The sequence below is a fragment of the Chromatocurvus halotolerans genome (genome assembly GCF_004340525.1).
Classification (GTDB): domain Bacteria; phylum Pseudomonadota; class Gammaproteobacteria; order Pseudomonadales; family Halieaceae; genus Chromatocurvus; species Chromatocurvus halotolerans.
Genome location: NZ_SLWX01000003.1, coordinates 274,336 through 295,123, shown reverse-complemented (window position 1 = coordinate 295,123; position 20,788 = coordinate 274,336). Strand labels below are relative to the sequence as shown.

The window sequence follows — 20,788 nt, the reverse complement described above, 5'->3', positions numbered from 1 at the left end:
CGCCCGCAGGACGCGGCGAGGCGGTGCTATACTCCGCGGCGGAAATCGATTTCGCCTGAGCAGCCAATCAACGCCGGAGCCGGAGACATCATGAGCAGGACCACTGACACCAGCCACGTCTGGGGCGGACGCTTCAGCGAACCCACAGATGCCTTCGTGCAGCGCTTTACCGCGTCCGTCGGCTTCGATCAACGCCTGGCCGTACAGGATATCTCCGGCTCTCTGGCACACGCCGACATGCTCCGCCACGTGGGAGTCCTCACGGCAGCAGAACACCGGCAGATTGTCGATGGCATGCGGCAGGTGCAGGAGGAGATTGACCGCGGCGAGTTCAACTGGTCGACGGCGCTGGAAGATGTGCACATGAATATCGAGGCGCGGCTTACTGAGCTGATCGGCAGCACCGGAAAAAAACTGCACACGGGTCGCTCACGCAATGACCAGGTGGCCACGGATATCCGGCTGTTCCTGCGCGACGCCATTGACACGATCAGTACCGCACTGACCCACCTGCAGCGGGGCGCGGTATCACTCGCCGAAGCGCACGCCGATACGGTCATGCCGGGCTTCACCCACCTGCAGACCGCGCAGCCGGTGACCTTCGGCCACCACGTACTGGCGTGGAACGAGATGCTGGAACGCGATCACGGCCGGCTCATGGACTGTCGTGCACGGCTGAATCAGTGCCCGCTCGGGGCGGCGGCGCTGGCGGGAACTCCCTATCCGATCGATCGAGAGCATACGGCGCAGGCGCTGGGCTTCGACGCGCCGACAGCGAACAGTCTCGATTCGGTGTCCGACCGCGACTTCGCGATCGAGTTCTGCAGCTTTGCCGCTCTGCTGATGACACACCTGTCGCGTATCTCCGAGGAGCTGGTGCTGTGGACATCGGCCCAGTTCGACTTCGTGCGCCTGCCGGATCGCTTCTGCACCGGCTCCTCGATCATGCCGCAGAAAAAGAATCCGGATGTCCCCGAACTGGTGCGCGGCAAGGTGGGCCGCGTGAACGGCAACCTGGTGGCGCTGCTGACCCTCATGAAAAGCCAGCCGCTGGCGTACAACAAGGATAATCAGGAGGACAAGGAGCCGCTGTTCGACACGGTCGATACGGTCATCGACAGCCTGCGCGCCTTCGGCGACATGCTTCCGGCCGTGGAACCCTGCGTCGACAATCTGCGCGAGGCAGCCCGCCGCGGCTTTTCCACTGCGACCGACCTCGCCGATTACCTGGTGCGTAAAGGCATGCCGTTCCGCGACGCGCACGAAGTCGTCGGCAATGCGGTTGCCCACGGCATCGACGAGGGCCTGGACCTCGCTGAAATGGACCTTGCCACGCTGCAGTCGTTTTCCACTACGATAGAGCAGGATGTTTACGGCATGCTGACGCTGGAAGGCTCCGTTGCTGCCCGCAACCACATCGGCGGCACCGCGCCGGAGCAGGTTCGCGCTGCGATCGATCGCGCCAGAGCGCTGCTGGAGCAGCGGGACACGCGCGCCTGAAAAACACTCGCGCGGCGCCGCTGGACCCCGCGACAGGTTCGCAGAGTCACCGGCGCGGCGTTATACTTCGCCGCCTTTCACTGGCGGATTCACCGTGGGGATAGCCATGTTTCGCACACTGCTGTTTGTCGCCTGCGTCGCACTGGCGAGCTGCGGTCAGACCGGACCGCTGTACCCTCAGCCCGAGCCGGAAACACTGGCGGGCATCGAGCGCGTCGGCAATCTGCAGCGACTGCCGTGACCCGGCACGAAGACAATAACGCGGTGTTCACCCGCCGCGACGGCGAACTGCACGTCGAGGGCGTGTCATTGACGGCTGTTGCCGATCGTGTGGGGACTCCCTGCTATGTGTATTCCCGCGCAGCACTCGAGGGCGCGCTGGATGCCTACCTCGATGCACTCGCGGGCTGCCCTCACCTGGTCTGTTACGCCGTCAAGGCAAACTCCAATATCGCCGTGCTTGATGTTCTCGCACGCCGTGGCGCCGGCTTCGACATTGTTTCCGTTGGCGAACTGGAGCGGGTGATTGCCGCCGGTGGTGATCCGGGCAACGTGGTGTTTTCGGGCGTCGGCAAGCAGGCCGCCGAGATGCGCCGCGCACTCGAGGCTGGCATCCGCTGCTTCAACGTCGAGTCCGCTGCAGAGCTGGAATTGCTCAACGGCGTCGCCGGTGACACCGGTCGGCGGGCGCCTGTCTCCATTCGCGTCAACCCCGACGTCGATGCACAGACGCATCCCTACATATCGACCGGCCTGAAGGAAAACAAGTTCGGTGTCGACAGCGACCAGGCCATGGATGTTTTCGCCCGGGCAGCGGCTTTGCCGCACATCGACGTCATCGGTATGGACTGCCATATCGGTTCGCAGCTGACACAGATCGCGCCCTTCATCGATGCCACCCGACGCATGCTGGCACTGGTCGACAGGCTCGCCGGCGCCGGCATCCATCTGCGCCACCTGGACCTCGGGGGCGGCCTCGGCGTGCGTTATCGCGGCGAGTCGCCACCGCCCGTTCATGACTACATTGCTGCCCTGCGCGACTGCATCGGCGACCGCCAGCTGGAGCTGATCCTGGAGCCCGGCCGTTCGATCGCCGCCAATGCCGGCGTCCTGCTGACCGAGGTGCTATATCTGAAGCGCACGCCGGCACACAACTTTGCCCTGGTTGATGCCGGAATGAACGACCTCATCCGCCCCGCGCTTTACAGCGCCTGGCAGGACATCCAGCCTGTCGTGGAAGGCACCGGTGGCACCACTGCAATATGGGACGTGGTTGGCCCCGTCTGCGAGACTGCGGACTTTCTGGGCCGCGACCGCGAACTGACCCTGTCCCCGCGGGATCGGCTTGCGGTGATGGGCGCAGGCGCTTACGGTTTTGTCATGAGTTCCAATTACAACACGCGCGGTCGCGCCGCCGAAGTGATGGTCGATGGCGGGCAGATCCATGTCGTCCGCGAACGCGAGACCCTCGCCGACCTCTTGCGTGGCGAAAGCCGCCTGCCCGAGTGACGCTCGCCGATGTTGCTGAAATTCACCAAAATGCACGGTATCGGCAATGACTTCGTCGTGATTGACGGCGTCACCCAGCGACTGCAGCTGAAGCCCCGCGATATCATGAAAATCGCAGACCGGCGTCTCGGCGTGGGCTGCGACCAGGTGCTGCTGGCTGAGCCGCCCGGACGCCCGGATGTGGATTTTTTCTATCGTATCTACAACCCGGATGGGAGCGAGGCCGAACAGTGCGGTAACGGTGCGCGCTGTTTCGCCCGCTTTGTGCGCCAGCGGCGGCTCACCCAGAAACGCGTCATCCGCGTTGAGACGCTGTCGGGCATCAGCGAACTACGGATAGTGGACCGTCATCAGGTCGAGGTGGACATGGGCCAGCCGACGCTGGATCCCGGCAGCATTCCCTTGCACCGACCGCAGCGCGAGCAGGAATACTGGCTCAACGTGCAAGGCGAAGAGCTGTCGATCGGGGCCGTCTCGATGGGGAACCCCCACGCAGTGCTTCGCGTCACGGATACCGATACCTGCCGCATTGAACAACTGGGGCCACTGATTGAGCACCACGTTGACTTCCCCCACCGCTGCAACGTGGGCTTCATGCAGATCGTGGAGCGCAACGAGATCCGCCTGCGCGTGCATGAGCGCAGCGCCGGCGAAACGCTGGCCTGCGGCTCCGGGGCCTGCGCCGCGGTCGTTTACGGCAGACTTCGGGGCTGGCTGGATGAGCAGGTGACAGTGCAACTGCCTGGAGGTAAGCTCCACATCGCGTGGCCGGGTGAAGGCCATACGGTGCGCATGACCGGCCCTACGGCCGTCGTTTTCGAAGGCAGCATCCGGCTGTAACAATCACAAGCTGATAAAGGAAGCGAAGGTATGGCGGCAGAGCAACCGACACCACTCACCAGCAGCGAGCTGAGCGACGCACAGGTGCGGGACTTTCTGGGGCAGCACCTCGACTTTTTCCAGCGCAACCCCGATATGCTGCGAAAGCTGCATATCCCGCACGCCAGCGGTGATGCGGTTTCACTCGTGGAACGACAGGTAAGCGTGCTGCGCGAACGCAATGTCGACCTTCGGCATCGACTGCGCGACCTGACCGATGCTGCCCGCGATAACGAGCAGCTGTACATGAATACGCGCAAGCTCGTGCTCGCCCTGCTCGAGGCCGACTCGCTGGAAAGCCTGTTTGATGTGTTCACGCGCTCCATGCGCAAGGAATTCAAGACGGATCAGGCCGCCATTATCCTTTTCGACAACAACACCACTGCTGCGGTCGATGCGACGAAGAGCTGCAGGCTTGCACCCCGGGAAAACGTTCTTGAGCATCTCGGCCCGCTGGTCAAGGGTGGCAAACCCGCCTGCGGCGCTCTTCGCGATGAGGAGTTCCACTATCTTTTCCCCGATGCCCGCGGCAGTGGATCCGCCGCGGTAGTCGCAATACGCCACGGTGACAGCGAACTCGGCCTGATTGCCGTGGGCAGCGTCGATGCAAAGCGTTACCACCCACAAATGGGCACGATTTTTCTTGAGCATATTGCCGCCGTCCTGGCGCGACTGCTGCCGCGAGTGACCGCCGCGCACTGACATGGCAAGCAGTGACGACACCATCGTCAGCACCCTGCCCGGCGAAACCACCTTCGCGGCGTCTGTCGCGGCTTTTCTGGATTACTGCCGTGACGTGCGACAACTGTCACCGCATACCCTGAGCAACTACCGGCGCGACCTCGACAGCTTCGAGACTGCGCTGTCGAGACAGCAGATCTACCGCGCCGAGCAGGTGCAGGAGGCGCATGTCCGGCACTGGGTGAGCGGCCTGCATCGCAGGGGCCTGTCGGGCAGCAGCATCCAGCGAGGACTGTCAGCGGCACGCTCGCTGTTCCATTATCTGGGGCGGATTGCCGGCTATCCCCGCAACCCGGCTGCCGGCGTGCAGGCACCCAGACAAGCCCGCCGACTGCCAAAAACACTGGATCCGGACCAGCTGCAGCAGTTTCTTATCTTCGCCGACGACAATCCGGCAGCGCGACGTGATCGGGCGATGGCAGAGCTGTTCTACTCGTCAGGCCTGCGCCTCGCTGAGCTCGTCAGCCTGAATATCGACGATATCGACCGTCAGGAGCGCCTCCTGCAGGTGACCGGGAAGGGACGCAAGACACGTAATGTCCCGGTGGGCAGGGTTGCTGTCGCGGCAATCGACAGCTGGCTGGAAGTCAGACCGTCCATCACCCTGGATCCCGATGCAGCGCGCGCGCTGTTCATCAGCTCCCGGGGGCGACGCATCAGCCTGCGCAATACCCAGGCACGACTGCGGCTGCAGGGCCGCCGCTCCGGTATGCGACAGGACGTCCACCCGCACATGCTGCGGCACTCGTTTGCCAGCCACATGCTGGAGTCCAGCGGCGACCTGCGCGCGGTGCAGGAGCTGCTGGGGCACGCCAACATAGGAACAACACAGATCTACACTCACCTCGATTTCCAGCACCTGTCGAAGATCTATGATGCTGCACATCCACGGGCGCGCCGGCAGAAGGACCAGAAGCCCTCTTGAGCATTCGCGTCGTCACCTTCGATCTCGACAATACCCTGTGGGACGTGACCCCAGCGCTGCTGCGCGCCGAAGAAACCCAGCGTGCATGGATGCTGGAGCACCGTCCCGGCAGTATGGAGGGCATTGACCACGATGCCCTCCTGGCGGTGCGCAAGGCAGTAGCGCAGCGACATCCTGAACTCCTGCACCATGTCAGCCGCATGCGCCAGACCGTGCTGTATGAGCTGCAGCGGCAGGCCGGATATGACCACGCCACTGCACAGGCCGGGGCAGAAGCCGCCTTCGCCGTGTTCCTGCAGGAAAGACACGCCGTCGAACTGTACGAGGAAGCCCTCGCCGTGATTCAGCAGCTGCATCGAAGCTATCGTCTCGGCGCGCTGACCAACGGCAACGCCGATATCTACAAGACCGATGCCGGCGACTACTTTGATTTTGCCTTTCTCGCCGAGGATATCGGCGCCAGCAAGCCCGCCCCCGACATGTTTCAGGCTGCCATAGCGCGGTCGGGGGTAGAGCCGCACAACATTGCGCACGTCGGCGACAGCCTCGGGCACGATGTCCGGGGAGCTCGGGACGCAGGTCTGCGAACGGTATGGTTCAATCCCAATAGAGAATCTGCCACAGCGGATGTGCGGCCGGACGTGGAAATCAGCTGTCTGGGAGATCTGCCGCAGGCATTGCGGGCCCTGCAACACCGATCAGAACTGCCTGCTGGCTGAACCCGCGGCGCATCAGACCGCCTCTTCACCGGACTCGCCGGTCCGGATGCGAATGACCTGCTCCATATCGGTGACGAAAATCTTGCCGTCGCCGATCTTTCCGGTGTTTGCCGACTGGATGATCGCTTCGATAATGGCGTCGAGCTGACTTTCGGCAACAGCAATCTCAAGCTTCAGCTTGGGCAGAAAATCGACCACATACTCCGCACCGCGATACAGCTCGGTATGACCGCGCTGACGCCCGAATCCCTTCACTTCCGTGACGGTGATGCCTTGCACACCAATATCAGACAGTGCGGCGCGCACATCGTCCATCTTGAACGGCTTGATGATCGCGGTAACTAGTTTCATGGTGATGCAACTCCTGTTGGTGAAGCGCCGATGATAGGGAGTGGAGGGCAGGTGTGGCAAGCATCCGGCGGCGAGACAAAAAAAAGGGACCCGAGGGCCCCTAAAACCGCATTTTTCAATGCGCCCGCAAGCTTATTTCGCCGCCACAAACTCCGGATAGGCCTCCAGACCACACTCCGATACGTCGACGCCCTCGTACTCCTCTTCCTCGCTGACGCGAATCCCCACCACCGCCTTGAGGATGCCCCACACCGCCAGGCTGGCGACAAACACCCAGACAAAGATGACCGCCGCGCCGATGAGCTGACCCAGGAACGTTGCCTCTGCGTCAGACAGCAGAACCGCGAAAATGCCCCACAGCCCAACGACGCCATGCACGGAGATGGCACCGACGGGATCGTCGATACGGAGCTTGTCGAGCGAGACAATGCTGAAGACCACAATGATGCCGCCAACCGCGCCAATCACTGTCGCCAGCAGTGGCGAGGGATCGGCTGGCTCGGCAGTGATAGCAACCAGGCCTGCCAGAGCGCCGTTGAGCGCCATGGTCAGATCTGCCTTGCCAAACACCAGTCGCGCTACAATCAGGGCAGAAATCAAACCGCCAGCGGCGGCCGCGTTGGTGTTGAGGAAGACGTTCGCCACTTCGTTGGCAACGCCGATACCGCCCAGTTTCAGGGTGGACCCCCCATTGAAGCCAAACCATCCCATCCACAGAATAAAGGTTCCGAGAGTGGCCAGCGGCATGTTCGCGCCGGGTATGGCCCGGATCGAGCCATCGGCACCATACTTTCCTTTGCGCGCCCCCAGCAGAAGAACCCCCGCCAGGGCAGCGGCCGCTCCCGCCATGTGCACGATACCGGAGCCCGCATAGTCGCTATAGCTCAGCGCTCCAATCAATGGCACATCTTTCTCGCCCCAGGTCCAGCCGCCTTCGATCGGATAGATGAACCCGGTCATCACGACAGCGAAGGCGAGAAACACCCAGAGCTTCATGCGCTCGGCCACAGCGCCGGAGACGATCGACATGGCCGTGGCAACAAACACCACCTGAAAGAAAAAATCCGACGCACTGGAGTAGACCGAGTCGCCGTCGAAGCCCGCGTCCGCTGAATCCACCAGCACCCGGGCGACCGCGGCATCATCCATGGCGGCAACCGTGGTGATACCGGAGAGAAAGAAGCCACCGCCATACATGAAGTGATACCCACAGATGAGATACATCGTGGACGCGACCGAGAAAAGCGCGACGTTCTTTGTCAGGATTTCGGTGGTGTTCTTGGACCGGACAAGCCCTGCCTCGAGCATCGCAAAGCCGGCTGCCATCCACATGACAAGGGCCCCGCAGACAAGGAAATAAAAGGTATCGAGGGCATACTGCAGTTCAAATATCTGGTTTTCCATGAAAATCACTCTCGCGTCGAAGTCACCGTTGTGGCCTGCCAAAAAGCGTCAGATCGCCTCTTCCCCGGTCTCGCCGGTGCGGATTCTGATCACCTGCTCCAGAGTCGCAACAAAGACCTTGCCGTCGCCGATCTTGCCGGTATTTGCGGCGTTGGTGATTGCCTCGAGTGTCTGATCGACCAGAGCTTCCGAAACAGCCACCTCGATCTTGACCTTGGGGAGGAAATCGACCACGTACTCGGCCCCCCGATACAGCTCTGTGTGTCCCTTCTGACGGCCAAAGCCCTTGACCTCTGTCACTGTGATCCCCTGCACGCCAATGTCGGACAATGCCTCGCGGACATCATCCAGCTTGAATGGCTTGATCACAGCCGTTATCAGTTTCATGCAGCTCTCCCGGATGTCATGTCGGCGGCGGTCCCGCGCCACGCTGTTCCTGCCTGGTGATCGCCGCGTTGTGGCAACGGACCGCTCGGGTGTTGTCGCGCAGGCGACAGATTCTCTCTCCGGGTGAGTATAAGCAGAAACTGTGCCATGATTTTTTAAATATTTATTATCAAGCGGATAACCGCTTTCAACCGGGTCTTGCCATTATCCGACGCCTGCGTCACAGGGCCCGAACGCATTGATTTGGTGCAATGCACCGAAAAAATGCATACCTCTACGCTGTGCGCGCACCGGCATCATCCACTACACTCGCAGGACAGCATGAAACGGATAGGAAGGCATGGCACTGAAACCGCCACCATTTGGCGACATGATCCAGCAGGTCAACCAGCTGGTTGGCGGCGAAGGACTGCGCAGCGAGGTAGACCGCAATGCCCGCCTGCTGGTGCAATCTGCACTGCAGCGGCTCGACGTCGTGGCGAGGGATGAGTTCGATGCCCAGACAGAGCTGCTGGCAAGAACGCAGGAGCGGGTGCGGACGCTGGAATCCGAGCTCGCCGCTCTGACCGCCGCCATCGACGATCTCGAGGCTCAGCAGAAACGTTAGCAGCGGACAGCAATGATGTAACGCGCACAGGATGTGTCGCGGATCAAAGACAATGAGGCTCAGGGACGAGCATGCAATACGCCTTGGTCTACAGCCGCGGTAGCGATGGACTGAACGCGCCCCTCGTACGGGTGGAGACGCACCTGTCCAGCGGTCTACCCGCTTTTCACATCGTCGGCATGCCCGAGACCGCCGTCAGGGAAAGTCGTGATCGCGTGCGCAGCGCACTGCTCAATTCCTGTTTCGACTTCCCGGATCGCCGCATTACCGTCAACCTGGCGCCGGCAGACCTGCCCAAGGGCGGCGGACGTTTCGACCTGCCCATCGCTCTGGGCATCCTCGCGGCCTCTGCACAGCTGCCGATGCGGGGTCTGCAGGCATTTGAGTTCATTGGCGAGCTGGCGCTGGACGGCGGCATTCGCGCCGTGCGCGGCGCAGTGCCGGTCGCTATTGCCAGCGCCGGGGCGGGTCGCACGCTGGTGGTTCCCGCCGCCTGTGCCGGAGACGCCGCGCGGGCTCCGGAGAGTCGGGTGATAGGCGCCACGGATCTGCTGTCGCTCTGCGCCGGACTTCGCGGACGGCGTGCAATGACACCGGCTGCGCCGAACGAGGACAGGGACTGCAGGGCGATGCCTGACCTTGCGGATGTGGTCGGACAGGGCACCGCCAGACGGACGCTGGAAATCGCGGCAGCGGGTCGACACCACCTGCTGATGCGCGGTCCACCCGGAACCGGCAAGACCATGCTGGCTAGCCGACTTGCCGGCATTCTGCCACCGATGGATGCCTCCCAGCGACTCGTCTCGCTGGCGCTGCACAGCCTGACCGTGGAAAGCACCATCACCGGCGGGCATCCCTTCCGCGCGCCGCATCACAGCGCCAGTGCCGCGGCGCTCGTCGGTGGCGGCAATCTGCCGGCACCCGGAGAAATTTCACTGGCGCACGGCGGCATCCTGTTTCTTGATGAACTGCCGGAATTCTCCCGCCGGACACTCGATATGCTGCGGGAGCCCCTGGAATCCCGCAGCATCACGCTGTCGAGGGCCCGTCGCAAGGTTACCTACCCCGCGGATTTTCAGCTGGTCGCCGCCATGAATCCCTGCCCCTGCGGCTATGCGGGCGACCCCGACCACAGCTGCCGTTGCACGCCCGACAGGATTCTGCGCTACCAGCAACGCCTGTCGGGCCCCTTGCTGGACCGGATCGACCTGCATGTTGATGTTCCTCGAACCGATGCCAGAACGCTGCTGCTTGAGGCGGGCAGGGCCGAAACCTCTGAGTCAGTGCGACAGCGCGTGACACGCGCACGACAGCGGCAGCTCGCACGCCAGCGCAAATGCAACGCCGATATTGCCAGCAGCGAATGGCGCTCAGCCTGTCAGCTGGAAAGCGCCGCGACGCGCAGGCTGGAAGCCGCCATCAGCCGACTGAGACTCTCCGCCAGGGCAGCGCACCGGCTGATCCGTGTCTCGCGCACTATCGCGGACCTCGAAGAAAGCCTGTCGGTAACCACACGCCATATTGATGAAGCCATCAGCTACCGCCTGCCGCTGTGAAGCCGGCGCAGTGGTTCCACGATGCGCGCGTTCATGCGACGATGCGCGGCCGTCACCGACAGCAGCCCGAGGCCCTACCCAGCGCATGTCACGTCTGAACCCCCAGCAGCGCGAGGCCGTGCGCTATATTGATGGTCCACTCCTGGTGCTTGCCGGCGCCGGCAGCGGTAAAACCAGCGTCATTACCGAAAAAATCGCCTTCCTTATCAAACAATGTGGCCTGCGGCCCGATCGCGTCGCGGCGGTGACCTTCACCAACAAGGCAGCGCGCGAAATGCGCCAGCGCGTCGGCAACCTGCTATCAAAAGAAGCGGCCGAAAGCCTGACCATCAGCACCTTTCACCAGCTGGGGCTGACCATCATCCGGCGTGAACAGGCGCAGCTGTCCCTGCGCCGCGGTTTCTCCATCTTCGACAACCAGGACACGCTGACACTGCTGCAGGAACTGCTGCGGCAGGAAAGCAAGGCGGCAGCAGAGCAGGCCGGCGCCGTTGCCCAGCGCATTTCCGCGTGGAAAAACACGTGTACAGACAGTGAGGAAGCGTTGCGCGAGGCATCCGGCCCGGCGGATCTGCTGGCAGCGCGGAGCTACCAGCGCTACAGCGACGCACTGCGCGCGTTCAATGCGGTGGATTTCGATGATCTGCTGATGCTGCCGGCGCGCCTTCTGGAAGGCTGTTCCGACACGCGGCAGCGCTGGCAGGAGCGGGTTCACTACATGCTCGTGGACGAGTACCAGGACACCAATGAAGCACAGTACCGGCTGGTTCGGCAACTCACCGGGCTGCGCGCGGCGCTGACCGTGGTCGGCGATGACGATCAGTCGATCTACGCCTGGCGCGGCGCCCGACCGGAGAACCTGGCCCAGCTCCAGGCGGATTTTCCGGGGCTCAGGATCGTCAAGCTGGAGCAGAACTACCGCTCCACGGGCCGTATCCTGCAGGCGGCCAACCAGTTGATTGCCAACAATGCCCACCTGTTTGAAAAGCAGCTCTGGAGCGGTCTGGGGCCTGGCGATCCCTTGCGGGTCATCGAATGCGCCGACGAGGATGCCGAGGCCGGCCAGGTGGTGGCGGAGATTCTGGATCACCAGCTGCGGCGCGGCACCCGTCTCGGTGACTACGCCATTCTGTATCGTGGCAACCACCAGTCGAAACTGGTGGAGCTTGCCCTGCAGCAGCAGGGCGTTCCCTATCAGATCAGCGGCGGCACCTCGTTTTTCGCGCGCAACGAGATAAAGGATGTCATGGCCTACCTGCGTCTGCTGATCAACCGTGATGACGACAACGCCTTTCTGCGTATCGCCAATGTTCCGCGTCGCGGCCTCGGTACCGCAACCCTGCAGGCCATTGGCAGCCTCGCCGCGCAGCAACACTGCAGCATGGCACAGGCCTGCAGTGACGTCGGCTCCGACATCATTAATCCCGCCAGCCTGCGCCAGCTGCAGACGCTGCTCGGGCATCTGGATGAAGCAAGGCGGGCCGGTGATAGCGGCAATATCGCGGGTGTACATCAGCTGCTGCGCAACATCCGCTACGAGGACTGGCTGCACAGGAACAGCTCGAGCGAGGACGTGGCGCAGCGGCGCATGGGCAACGTTCACTTTCTTCTGGACAGCCTGTCGCGTCTGATACAGCGCGAGCAGCGCACGCTGCCCGACGCGATTGCGCAGCTGGTGCTCCGGGACCTGATGGAACAGCAGGAAGAAGAGAAAAACAGCGATACCTGTGTTCAGCTGCTGACCCTGCATGCGGCCAAAGGACTGGAATTCCCCCATGTGTTTATCGTGGGGATGGAGGAAAAGCTGCTGCCGCACCGCAACAGCGTGGAAAGCGGCGCCGTGGAGGAAGAGCGTCGCCTCGCCTATGTCGGACTGACGCGGGCGCAACAAACCCTGTGCATGACCTGGTCACGCACGCGGCGCCAGTTCGGCGAGCGGGTGGATTGCCAGCCGAGTCGCTTTCTGGATGAACTGCCAAGGGAGGACATGGAGTGGCTTGGCGGGACCGAAAAGGATGTAGAGCGCAATCTCGCCCGCGGCAGGGAAACGCTCACCAGCCTGCAGGCGCTGCTGGATTGAGATTGATATGGGGCCGACTGCCGGGATGCGCCCGCTCGGGCGAATCCCGCGGCCCCGCTCGGCTTATTGGCTGTTGTCGACCATGTAGTCGACCGCGGCCATAACCTGCTCGTCCGACAGGTCCGCGCGTCCGCCCTTGGCCATCATGCTGGTGCCCTCGACACCCTGCAGACCGCTCTGGTGCAACGCATCCCGGCCCTTGGCCAGACGTTCGCTCCACTGATCTACCTGTCCCACAATGGGGGCTCCACCGGCGCCGGAGCTGTGACATGCCATGCACGCCTGGTTGTAGACCGCCTCACCGGAAATGTCGCTGCCGCCTGCGGATGAATCCGCACTCGCCATGACGGCGCCGGCGCAGTTGGAATCGCCGCTGAGGCAGAGATCGCCGTGCGGCTTCAGACGCGCTTCGATGGCCGCACGCTGCTCCTCGGTCAACTCGACCGCCTGTGCTGACAGCGCCAGGCTGCCAAGTATGAACATTGCTGATAATTGCTTGAGCACGCTATCGTCTCCTTTTGTCGGGGCGCGCATTATAGCCAGTATCCTGCGCCTGGAAAACTCGAGGCGGTGTCTCCCGCTCTGTCGAGACTGCCAGCGACGCCGACCGGCAAGCAACGGCATAGAACGTCTGCTACCCTTTGTCCACGTTCCCACAGCCACAGGCAACGCCATGCATCTTTACACCTATGATCCTGCGCCGAATCCTCGCCGACTCGGTCTGTTCCTCGCCTGGAAAGACATCGATATCGACACCACTCAGGTCGACCTCATGCAGCTGGAACAGTTGGGCGAGGCCTATCGCGCCATCTCCCCCTCAGGCACCGTCCCCACGCTGATTCTTGACGACGGTACGCTGATGACAGAGGTCATCGCCATGTGCGACTACCTGGAGTCACTGTACCCCCAGAAGCCGCTGATGGGGACCACGCCTCTGGCACGAGCGCAGGTGCTCGGCTGGGACCATCATATCTACATGAATGCGTTCACCGCTGTCGCCGAGGTACTGCGCAACGGCAATCCCAACTTTGCGGACCGCGCATTGCCAGGGCCGGTGAAAATCCCCCAGATTCCCGCTCTGGTAGACCGGGGTCGCGAGCGCCTGCGGCGCGGCTGGCAAGCCTATGATGATGCACTCAGCGGGCGGGATTTTCTGGTGGGAGACGCGCTCACTCTCGCTGACATCGATCTGCTGGTTTGCACCGAGTTTGCAGGCTGGGTCAAGGAAAGCCTCCCGGAAGACTGCGAGTCTCTGCTGGCATGGCGCGAGCGCGTCCGGCAGGCGCTAGACGCCGGCTGATGCGGTGGCTGCCGCCGGCACTGTTGGCTGCGCTCATGGCTGGCTGCGGCAACCCCGGCCCAGAGCAAGCCTTTGATACCTACCTCTCGCGGCTGGAGAGGCCCCTGGGGACAGCGGCCCCGCCCTGGGAAAGGGAACCTGTTCCACGCCCACCCCGCGCCGCGAAACTGCACATACCGTTGGCACCAGGACGGCTTGCGGCACTCGACTTCCTGGCGTTGCGGGGCTGCGAACTCCAGGTCACCGTCGGCAAACGCAACAGCAGTCTCGGCCGCCTGGCACCACCATCCCAGGAACTGCTGCTGGAGCTGGAGTTCCTCCGTCTGGCACCCGCCTGCATCAAGTATCTGAAGGAGGAGGACCAGGAGACCCTGGCATCAGCGTTGAGCGCGGCGCTCGACAGCAAGCGCCGGGAGTTGCCCAGCCGCATCTACAACGCGACCCTGGCGACGGATGAATTCCGCAGCCTGTGGCAGGCGCCACAGGCCCTTGGCGATTACCCCGAATCCACCAGCAGCGCGCCACTGTCGGCTCTGGACGGCATCAATGCGCTGGCATCACGCTGGCTGTCAGGCGACTATTCAGCCAACAACCGCGATTTCGAGATGCTGCTCAGCGACGTCGCGAGAGGCGATGCCGGCTCGCTGCTCGCGGCACTCAACCTGCAGAAGGCGGCGCTCGAGGGTGCCAATGCGATGCTGCGCGAGCACCGGGACGGTGGCGGGTTCTGTCAGGGCAAACTGCTTTCGCCCGACCTGGATATCTTCAAGAATGTGGTCGAGAAATTTTTTATTCGCGGAATACAGCCCTGGTCCGCGGCACTCAGCCAGCGACTTCACGGCCTTCTCCCGCCCGTCCGACAACTCGAGACCCAGCTGTCAGCGGTACTTCCCCCCGCCTACCGCGAATGGCGGCGACAGCGCGAGAACGTGCTCGATACCGTCAGCGACGCGCCGCGACAGCATGTGCAGCAGGTACAGCAAACGCTGGAGAGTTGCCGGACGCAGTCGCCGGAGACGCCGCTGAAAACAGCGGCAAGTCAGCGCCGGCAGGCCGCTAACGAGTGGGCCGCTAGCACATCTGCCGGAACATCAGCATCAGGCGCTTGCTGCGGGTGAGGTGGGTAAACATTTCGCGCGGATCGGCATCCCGGCTGAGAAAGTCCGACACCCCCTCCAGCTCACTGACATCCACACCATCCAGCTCGACGAAGCCCATCTGCCAATCGCCAAACTCGCGTTCGGCGAGCGGCTCCTCGAACAGCACCTCGATCCGGTGATGACGCGCATCGGCGAAAACCCGCTCGAAAATCGCGTGCACATCCTCTTCGCGCCCCTCCAGAACCTGAAAGAACGAGTCGCCGCGAAGCAGCAGCAGCCCGGTGACCCCACGGATTTCGTTACAGGCCCGGGCGACGCGCAGCAGTTCAACAACCTCTTCAGCGGCCATGGGTGACACCAGGGTGCTGACGTAGGCCAGGTGATACAGTTCATCACCCCGGTCGTCGCGGTGACTGTCCGGCGTGGAATTGGATGCTGAGCCTGTCATTGAACTGTCTCCTGCCTGACACAGAGGCAATCCCTGTGCTGTGATGCCGCCTGCCGGCAATTCACCTTGAGCATCACAGTATAGTCACCTATACTTGACATGTGTAATGTCTAGTTTAGTTTACACTGCAACGTTGCCCGCCACAGCGTGGACATGAATGAAAGAGGTTACCTGACAATGACAGATGCGACAGCCGCCACCCCCCCCTCGACCAAAGCTCGAACCGCAGAGCAATCCAAAGCGAAGGATACACTGCTCACGCCGCGATTCTATCGCACTGATTATGCCCAGCTCGAAAAACTGGACATTTCTCCCGTGCGCCGTGAATGGGACCAGATGATGGCCGAATTCGAGCGCGACGAGAACCGCGATCACTTCCGCAAGGAAGTCGATTTCGATGCCGAAGGTGTAAACATCCCCGAACATCTTCACGATGAGTTCATCGATTTCCTGGTGAGCTCCGTCACGTCGGAGTATTCAGGCTGCGTTCTCTACCAGGAAATTCAGAAGAACATCGACAACAAGGATATCGCCGACCTGATGGGCTACATGGCGCGTGACGAGTCACGCCACGCCGGATTTATCAATCGCGCCCTCAAGCACCTCGGCTTTGCTGTCGATCTCGGATTCCTCAAGCGCGAGAAAAATTACACGTTTTTCAAGCCCAAGTACATCTACTACGCGACGTATCTGTCAGAGAAGATCGGCTATGCCCGTTACATCACGATCTACCGGCACCTCGAGCGCCACCCGGAACACCGCTTCCACCCCATCTTCAAATGGTTCATGGAATGGTGCAATGACGAGTATCGCCATGGCGAGGCCTTCGCCCTGATCATGCGCTCGAACCCGCACCTCCTCAAGGGCGTCAACAAGCTGTGGATCCGCTTTTTCCTGCTGGCGGTCTACGCCACCATGTATGTGCGAGATCACACCCGGCCACAGCTCTACGAGGCCTTGGGCATGGATCCCACCGAGTTCGACTATCGCGTGTTCGACATTACCACGGAGATCACGCGACAGGTCTTCCCGCTGACGCTGGATACGGATAATCCGGTGTTCCGGCGCGGACTCGAGAAGCTGCGGCACATCAACGTTGCGATACAGGAAACACGTGCCCGCGGCGGCATGATCGCGGGCCTGAAGCGCGGCTGGCTGACAGTGCGCGGCGCCACAGTGTTTGCGCGACTCTATCTCCTGCCCACCAAGTCCAACCAGCTGCCCGACACGGTCTGCATGGCACCCGCCTGGTAGCAACGGTCAGAAGCCAGGGTGCAGCCCTGGTAACCGACGATAGAGGCGCCCGGAGTTTCCGCGGCGCCTTTTTTCATTCTTTGCTTTTTTGCCAGACTGTCAGTGTCACCGCGATTGCCCTGCGGCAGGCGTCCCTGCGGCAGGCGTCCCTGCGGCAGGCGTCACGGGGGCAGGCCCACCTGCGGGCAGTGGCTTTTGCAGACAATCAATCCCGAGGTCATACCTGGATCAACGCTGCCAGCGCAGAACCAGTTCAGTGAGATGCGCAATCAGGGCAACCACCAGCGTCAGCGCGACCCAGTAGACAGCCGCATCGGACAGCACCAGCCTGAGAGCGAGGAACAGGCAGCCGCCGGCGACAAGATTGGGCAGCAGGACACCCGGCGGAATGCCGCGACCGCTGACACGATAGAGCACCAGCAGGCCTGCACCCTCCGCAAGCACGGCCAGCAGAATCAGATCAATGACCGGTGGCGAGACCAGCACAGCAAGCAGTGACTCCACTGCGCAGGTCTGGCTCAGGTCCGCGCCATACCCAGCAGGTGTGCCATATCCTTGAAGAAAATACGCAGGTGCGCCACAGGTTTGGCGCGCACCAGTTTTTTCTGCGTATAGGCCTGCCAGGTCAAATACTGCACGTCGGGGTCGCGGCAGATGGCAACAAACTTTTCTCTGCGCTTGTCGCTGGAATACCAGAAGCGCTGCAGGATGCCGAGCACGAAAAAGACACGGCCGTGCTCGCGTAAAAACCGCTTGCGTGCAGAGCGCAGAGCCGCGGGATTTTCGCTATGCAGAAACTCTGCAACGGCTTCCGCGGCAAGCCGGCCACCCAGCATGGCGTAGTAGATACCCTCGCCGGACGCCGGGGCAACCACACCCGCCGCATCACCCGCCAACAGCACGCGACGTCCGTCGTCCCAGCGCTTCAGAGGCTTGAGCGGAATGGGCGCGCCCTCTCGCCGAACGGTTTTCGCGTCCTTCAATCCCACGGTCTCGCGCAGAGCCGCTACCGAGGCCGGCGCGGAAAAGCCCTTCTGCTCACTGCCCACACCGATACTGGCCTTGTCACCGTGCGGGAACACCCACGCGTAGAAATCCGGCGACAGACGGCCCTGGTACCAGACATCACAGCGCAGGGGGTCGTAGTCCGCGCCCGTATCGGCGGCAGGCGCCTCGACGATCTCGTGGTAGGCGAACACGCAGCGCATGCGATCGCCACCGGGAACACACTGGGCGGCCACGCGGGATTTCGCACCATCAGCACCAATGACGGCGCTGGCCGTCACACAGCGATGTTCACCGCTGCTGTTCTTGTCCAGATAGGTAACGCGCGCCTGCCCGTCCTCAAGATATTCGAGCTGCTTGAATGTCGCGGTGCGCACTTCTGCACCGGCGCCGCGTGCCCGCTCCCGGAGCCAGGGATCAAACACATCGCGGTCGACCATGCCGACGTAGGTGTCACCCACCGGCATATCGACACGCGCATCCTTCGGTGAAATCATGCGTGCAGACTTGATCTTCGCCACGATGAGATGCGAGGGGATATCGAAGTCCTCGATCGCCCTCGGCGGTATCGCGCCGCCGCAGGGCTTTATACGAAACGCCCGCTCCAGCACCAGCACCCGCTTGCCGAGTCGCGCAAGATCTGTTGCCGCAGTCGCTCCCGAGGGACCGCCCCCGACCACGACTACATCAAAGTGTTCTACTGACTGCATGACTACCTCCCGTGCAGTACTTCCACCATGGCAACGTCGCCGAATCCCGGCGCAGCGTGGTGATCATTGAATGTCGCGGTGGTCCCGGAGCGCACTCCAGCACCCAGTACCGCCGCGTACAGGAAAACCACAGCTTCGCAGGCAAATACCAGTGCGTACGCATGCACCGGCTCCTGCAGGAGCTGTCGTGTAATATCGATGGCAACCGTGCCCAGCAGTCCGCCGAGACCAAAGGCTATCGCCTGAGCGCCACCCCAGAGCCCCATCCGAAGACCATCGCGACCGTGGCTTCCCCGGCTTGCGAGGGCCATCATGGAAGCGATCGCAGCGACGGCAAACGCACCGTTGGCGATGCCGAGCAGAAAAACATTCAGACGCAGCGGCCAGTCTGCTGACAGCATGCCGCCAAAGGCGATACCGAACAGGGCCAGCGCCGAGGCAATGCAACCGCCAACCGTCCACAGACGGAGGGCGTCGACCCCGGAACGGCGCCTGCCAGTCCCGGTAGCAGCCACCAGCAGCATTCCCAGCAGCACACCGCCATGCTGCATGCCTGCCATTTTCGTGGATTCGCCCGGCGTCATGCCAAAGACGGTGCCCGCATAGGGCTCCAGAATCAGATCCTGCGCGCTATAGGCAAGCATGGACACGAACACAAACAGGGTGAAGCGCCGCGCCGTCGGCTCGCGCCACACCTCTGACAGTGCAGCCCGAAAATCCACGCCCGCAGCCGGCGTCTGTGCCGCGTCGGCGGCCGGGACCTGAGTTCGGGGTGCCACACCCTCAATGCCGCGCAACGCGACAAGGGTGAGGCAGACAGCCAGCAGGGAAACCGTGCCGGTGACTGCCACCAGCCGCTCGGGCGTAAACGGGTCGAGGAACTGGCCGGCTACCGTGGCGGTAATGGCAAAGCCGGCGATCATCATGATCCAGACAATGCTGGCAGCGGCAGCGCGCCGCTCTTTGGCAACACGCTGGGACAGCAGGGTGAGCAGTGAGGTCCCGGCTGCACCAACGCCAAGACCAATGGCGATGAACGACAGCAGCGCCACCGTCAGCCCGACGCCAGGGGCATTTCCGGCAATGGCAGTCCCCAGGGCGGCGCCGACGCCGCCCAGAGCCAGCACCAGCATACCGCCAATGATCCAGGGGGTGCGCCGACGACCGATATCCGAACGGTGGCCGAAGTGGGGCCGCGACATCTGCACAAGATGGTGAATGGCAACCAGAAAACCGGGGATCATGGCCGGCAGCGCCAGCTCTACCACCATCACCCGGTTTATCGTCGAGGTGGTAAGAACAACGACCGCGCCGATGGACGTCTGCACCAGACCCAGGCGGACAATGCCGAACCAGCCCAGCGCCGGCAGGTTCATGCGCCGACTCCCGGCAGACCGCGCACCGCGAAGGCGGCCACGAGCATGCCCAGCACGTAGAGCGTTACGCCCGTACCGTTATACCAGGGCGCGAGGCCCTTGGGATCCGTCAGTAATCGACGCATCGCCCAGAGCTGAAGCAGCATGCCGACGCCGATAGCGGCCGCAAAGCCGCCTTTGTCCCAGGACAGCAGAAGAAGAACGACCACCACCTGGGGTACCAGCATGACCACACAGGCGAGACGCGCCGCTCGATCCGGCCCCAGTTGTGCCGGAATACTGCGCACGCCCAGCTGCAGGTCGCCCTCGATGGCCTTGAAATCGTTGAGGGTCATGATGCCGTGGGCGCCGAGGCTGTAAAGCACCGCGAGAATCAGAATTTCGTTGGCCGGCATGGCACCGCCAAGCATCACTGCGGCGCCGGTCACCCAGGCAAGGCCCTCGTAGGAGAATCCGACAGCGGCGTTACCCCACCAGCCGTTAAGCTTCAGCCGCGCCGGCGGCGCACTGTAGGCCCAGGCCAGCACCAGACCAAGCACGGTTGCCCAGAAGACCACGGCTCCCAGCGTCGCCGCGAGCAGCAGGCACAGCAGTGACCAGATGATGGCGTAATACAGACCAATCCTGCCGGGGACACGGCCCGAGGGAATCGGCCTCTCTGGCTCGTTGATGGCATCGACATGGCGATCAAACCAGTCATTCACGATCTGACTGGCTCCGCAGACCATTGGCCCCGCAAGAATCACCCCGGCAACGATCGCCCAGGGCATCTGTGCCGGCGACATGCCGGATGACACCACGCCACAGCCGAAGGCCCACATCGGCGGGAACCAGGTAATCGGCTTGAGCAATTGAAGAAGGCCCCGTGGGTCGAGTCGGGTCGGTCTGGTGAGCGCTGATTCGGGCGATTGCATTGCCTGAATATAGAAGGCCAGCA

22 protein-coding genes are annotated in these 20,788 nt (G+C 62.6%); 13 read left to right on the top strand and 9 right to left on the bottom strand.

All coding sequences use genetic code 11. From position 1 onward, the window contains the following. Positions 1 to 90: 90 nt before the first annotated feature. From argH to EV688_RS05165, 7 genes are all read left to right on the top strand, one after another. A complete protein-coding gene (argH, locus tag EV688_RS05190) occupies positions 91 to 1,500 on the top strand; it encodes an argininosuccinate lyase (protein WP_117317121.1) in 1,410 nt (469 codons plus the stop codon). A gap of 106 nt (positions 1,501 to 1,606) precedes the next feature. Continuing rightward, positions 1,607 to 1,741 carry an LPS translocon maturation chaperone LptM gene (gene lptM, locus EV688_RS17370; protein ID WP_162883876.1) on the top strand — a complete coding sequence of 45 codons (135 nt, stop codon included), beginning with the start codon at positions 1,607 to 1,609 and terminating at the stop codon, positions 1,739 to 1,741. Continuing rightward, a complete protein-coding gene (gene lysA / locus EV688_RS05185) occupies positions 1,738 to 3,009 on the top strand; it encodes a diaminopimelate decarboxylase (RefSeq protein WP_240624329.1) in 1,272 nt (423 codons plus the stop codon). Before lptM ends, lysA begins: the two co-directional genes overlap by 4 nt. A gap of 9 nt (positions 3,010 to 3,018) precedes the next feature. Beyond that, a complete protein-coding gene (dapF, locus tag EV688_RS05180) occupies positions 3,019 to 3,849 on the top strand; it encodes a diaminopimelate epimerase (RefSeq protein ID WP_131917556.1) in 831 nt (276 codons plus the stop codon). A gap of 30 nt (positions 3,850 to 3,879) precedes the next feature. After that, positions 3,880 to 4,590, top strand: coding sequence for a DUF484 family protein (locus EV688_RS05175; protein ID WP_117317125.1), 711 nt, complete (start codon positions 3,880 to 3,882; stop codon positions 4,588 to 4,590). Between the two features lies 1 nt (position 4,591). Then, the gene (xerC, locus tag EV688_RS05170; RefSeq protein ID WP_117317127.1) at positions 4,592 to 5,554 is read left to right on the top strand and encodes a tyrosine recombinase XerC; all 963 of its coding nucleotides are present in this window, start codon (positions 4,592 to 4,594) and stop codon (positions 5,552 to 5,554) included. Continuing rightward, a complete protein-coding gene (locus tag EV688_RS05165) occupies positions 5,551 to 6,273 on the top strand; it encodes an HAD family hydrolase (protein WP_117317129.1) in 723 nt (240 codons plus the stop codon). Before xerC ends, EV688_RS05165 begins: the two co-directional genes overlap by 4 nt. A gap of 12 nt (positions 6,274 to 6,285) precedes the next feature. Here EV688_RS05165 and glnK (EV688_RS05160) read toward each other — a convergent pair whose 3' ends face one another. The 3 genes from glnK (EV688_RS05160) to glnK (EV688_RS05150) all read right to left on the bottom strand — a co-directional run bounded on the left by glnK (EV688_RS05160) (position 6,286) and on the right by glnK (EV688_RS05150) (position 8,415). Next, the gene (glnK, locus tag EV688_RS05160; RefSeq protein ID WP_117317132.1) at positions 6,286 to 6,624 is read right to left on the bottom strand and encodes a P-II family nitrogen regulator; all 339 of its coding nucleotides are present in this window, start codon (positions 6,622 to 6,624) and stop codon (positions 6,286 to 6,288) included. A gap of 132 nt (positions 6,625 to 6,756) precedes the next feature. After that, positions 6,757 to 8,028 (bottom strand): ammonium transporter, encoded by a 1,272-nt coding sequence (locus tag EV688_RS05155; RefSeq protein WP_117317530.1) that lies wholly within the window; start codon positions 8,026 to 8,028, stop codon positions 6,757 to 6,759. 48 nt (positions 8,029 to 8,076) lie between these two features. Beyond that, a complete protein-coding gene (glnK, locus tag EV688_RS05150) occupies positions 8,077 to 8,415 on the bottom strand; it encodes a P-II family nitrogen regulator (RefSeq protein WP_117317134.1) in 339 nt (112 codons plus the stop codon). 340 nt (positions 8,416 to 8,755) lie between these two features. On the opposite strand from glnK (EV688_RS05150), the gene EV688_RS05145 reads away from it, so the two are divergent. The 3 genes from EV688_RS05145 (at position 8,756) to EV688_RS05135 (ending at position 12,658) form a co-directional block, all read left to right on the top strand. Further along, entirely contained in the window at positions 8,756 to 9,022 is a 267-nt protein-coding gene (locus tag EV688_RS05145; RefSeq protein WP_117317137.1) for an accessory factor UbiK family protein, read from the top strand. Between the two features lie 71 nt (positions 9,023 to 9,093). After that, complete coding sequence (locus EV688_RS05140) at positions 9,094 to 10,578, top strand: YifB family Mg chelatase-like AAA ATPase (protein WP_117317139.1); 1,485 nt, start codon at positions 9,094 to 9,096, stop codon at positions 10,576 to 10,578. Positions 10,579 to 10,663: 85 nt separating this feature from the next. Beyond that, the gene (locus tag EV688_RS05135) at positions 10,664 to 12,658 is read left to right on the top strand and encodes a UvrD-helicase domain-containing protein (protein WP_117317142.1); all 1,995 of its coding nucleotides are present in this window, start codon (positions 10,664 to 10,666) and stop codon (positions 12,656 to 12,658) included. A gap of 63 nt (positions 12,659 to 12,721) precedes the next feature. On the opposite strand, the gene EV688_RS05130 is transcribed toward EV688_RS05135, so the two are convergent. Then, on the bottom strand, positions 12,722 to 13,162 hold the full coding sequence (locus tag EV688_RS05130) for a c-type cytochrome (protein ID WP_240624330.1): 441 nt from the start codon (positions 13,160 to 13,162) through the stop codon (positions 12,722 to 12,724). A 169-nt stretch (positions 13,163 to 13,331) separates the two neighbouring features. Between EV688_RS05130 and EV688_RS05125 the strand changes: the two genes are divergently transcribed. Both EV688_RS05125 and EV688_RS05120 read left to right on the top strand, forming a co-directional pair. Continuing rightward, the gene (locus tag EV688_RS05125) at positions 13,332 to 13,958 is read left to right on the top strand and encodes a glutathione S-transferase family protein (protein WP_117317147.1); all 627 of its coding nucleotides are present in this window, start codon (positions 13,332 to 13,334) and stop codon (positions 13,956 to 13,958) included. Further along, positions 13,919 to 15,076, top strand: a complete 1,158-nt coding sequence (locus tag EV688_RS05120) for a DUF3080 family protein (protein ID WP_117317532.1) — start codon at positions 13,919 to 13,921, stop codon at positions 15,074 to 15,076. The genes EV688_RS05125 and EV688_RS05120 overlap by 40 nt, the downstream gene beginning before the upstream one ends. Here the strand turns inward: EV688_RS05120 and EV688_RS05115 are convergent. Further along, positions 15,030 to 15,506, bottom strand: a complete 477-nt coding sequence (locus EV688_RS05115) for a BLUF domain-containing protein (RefSeq protein WP_117317149.1) — start codon at positions 15,504 to 15,506, stop codon at positions 15,030 to 15,032. The genes EV688_RS05120 and EV688_RS05115 overlap by 47 nt on opposite strands. Before the next feature lie 177 nt (positions 15,507 to 15,683). On the opposite strand from EV688_RS05115, the gene acsF reads away from it, so the two are divergent. Next, complete coding sequence (gene acsF / locus EV688_RS05110; RefSeq protein WP_117317151.1) at positions 15,684 to 16,760, top strand: magnesium-protoporphyrin IX monomethyl ester (oxidative) cyclase; 1,077 nt, start codon at positions 15,684 to 15,686, stop codon at positions 16,758 to 16,760. A gap of 228 nt (positions 16,761 to 16,988) precedes the next feature. Here acsF and EV688_RS05105 read toward each other — a convergent pair whose 3' ends face one another. The 4 genes from EV688_RS05105 to chlG are packed head-to-tail and all read right to left on the bottom strand — an operon-like array spanning position 16,989 to position 20,765. After that, the gene (locus EV688_RS05105; RefSeq protein ID WP_205686602.1) at positions 16,989 to 17,264 is read right to left on the bottom strand and encodes a hypothetical protein; all 276 of its coding nucleotides are present in this window, start codon (positions 17,262 to 17,264) and stop codon (positions 16,989 to 16,991) included. A 14-nt stretch (positions 17,265 to 17,278) separates the two neighbouring features. Further along, complete coding sequence (locus EV688_RS05100; RefSeq protein ID WP_117317153.1) at positions 17,279 to 18,475, bottom strand: geranylgeranyl diphosphate reductase; 1,197 nt, start codon at positions 18,473 to 18,475, stop codon at positions 17,279 to 17,281. 2 nt (positions 18,476 to 18,477) lie between these two features. Beyond that, entirely contained in the window at positions 18,478 to 19,851 is a 1,374-nt protein-coding gene (locus tag EV688_RS05095) for a BCD family MFS transporter (RefSeq protein WP_117317155.1), read from the bottom strand. Beyond that, entirely contained in the window at positions 19,848 to 20,765 is a 918-nt protein-coding gene (gene chlG / locus EV688_RS05090; protein ID WP_117317536.1) for a chlorophyll synthase ChlG, read from the bottom strand. The genes EV688_RS05095 and chlG overlap by 4 nt, the downstream gene beginning before the upstream one ends. Between the last annotated feature and the right edge of the window lie 23 nt (positions 20,766 to 20,788).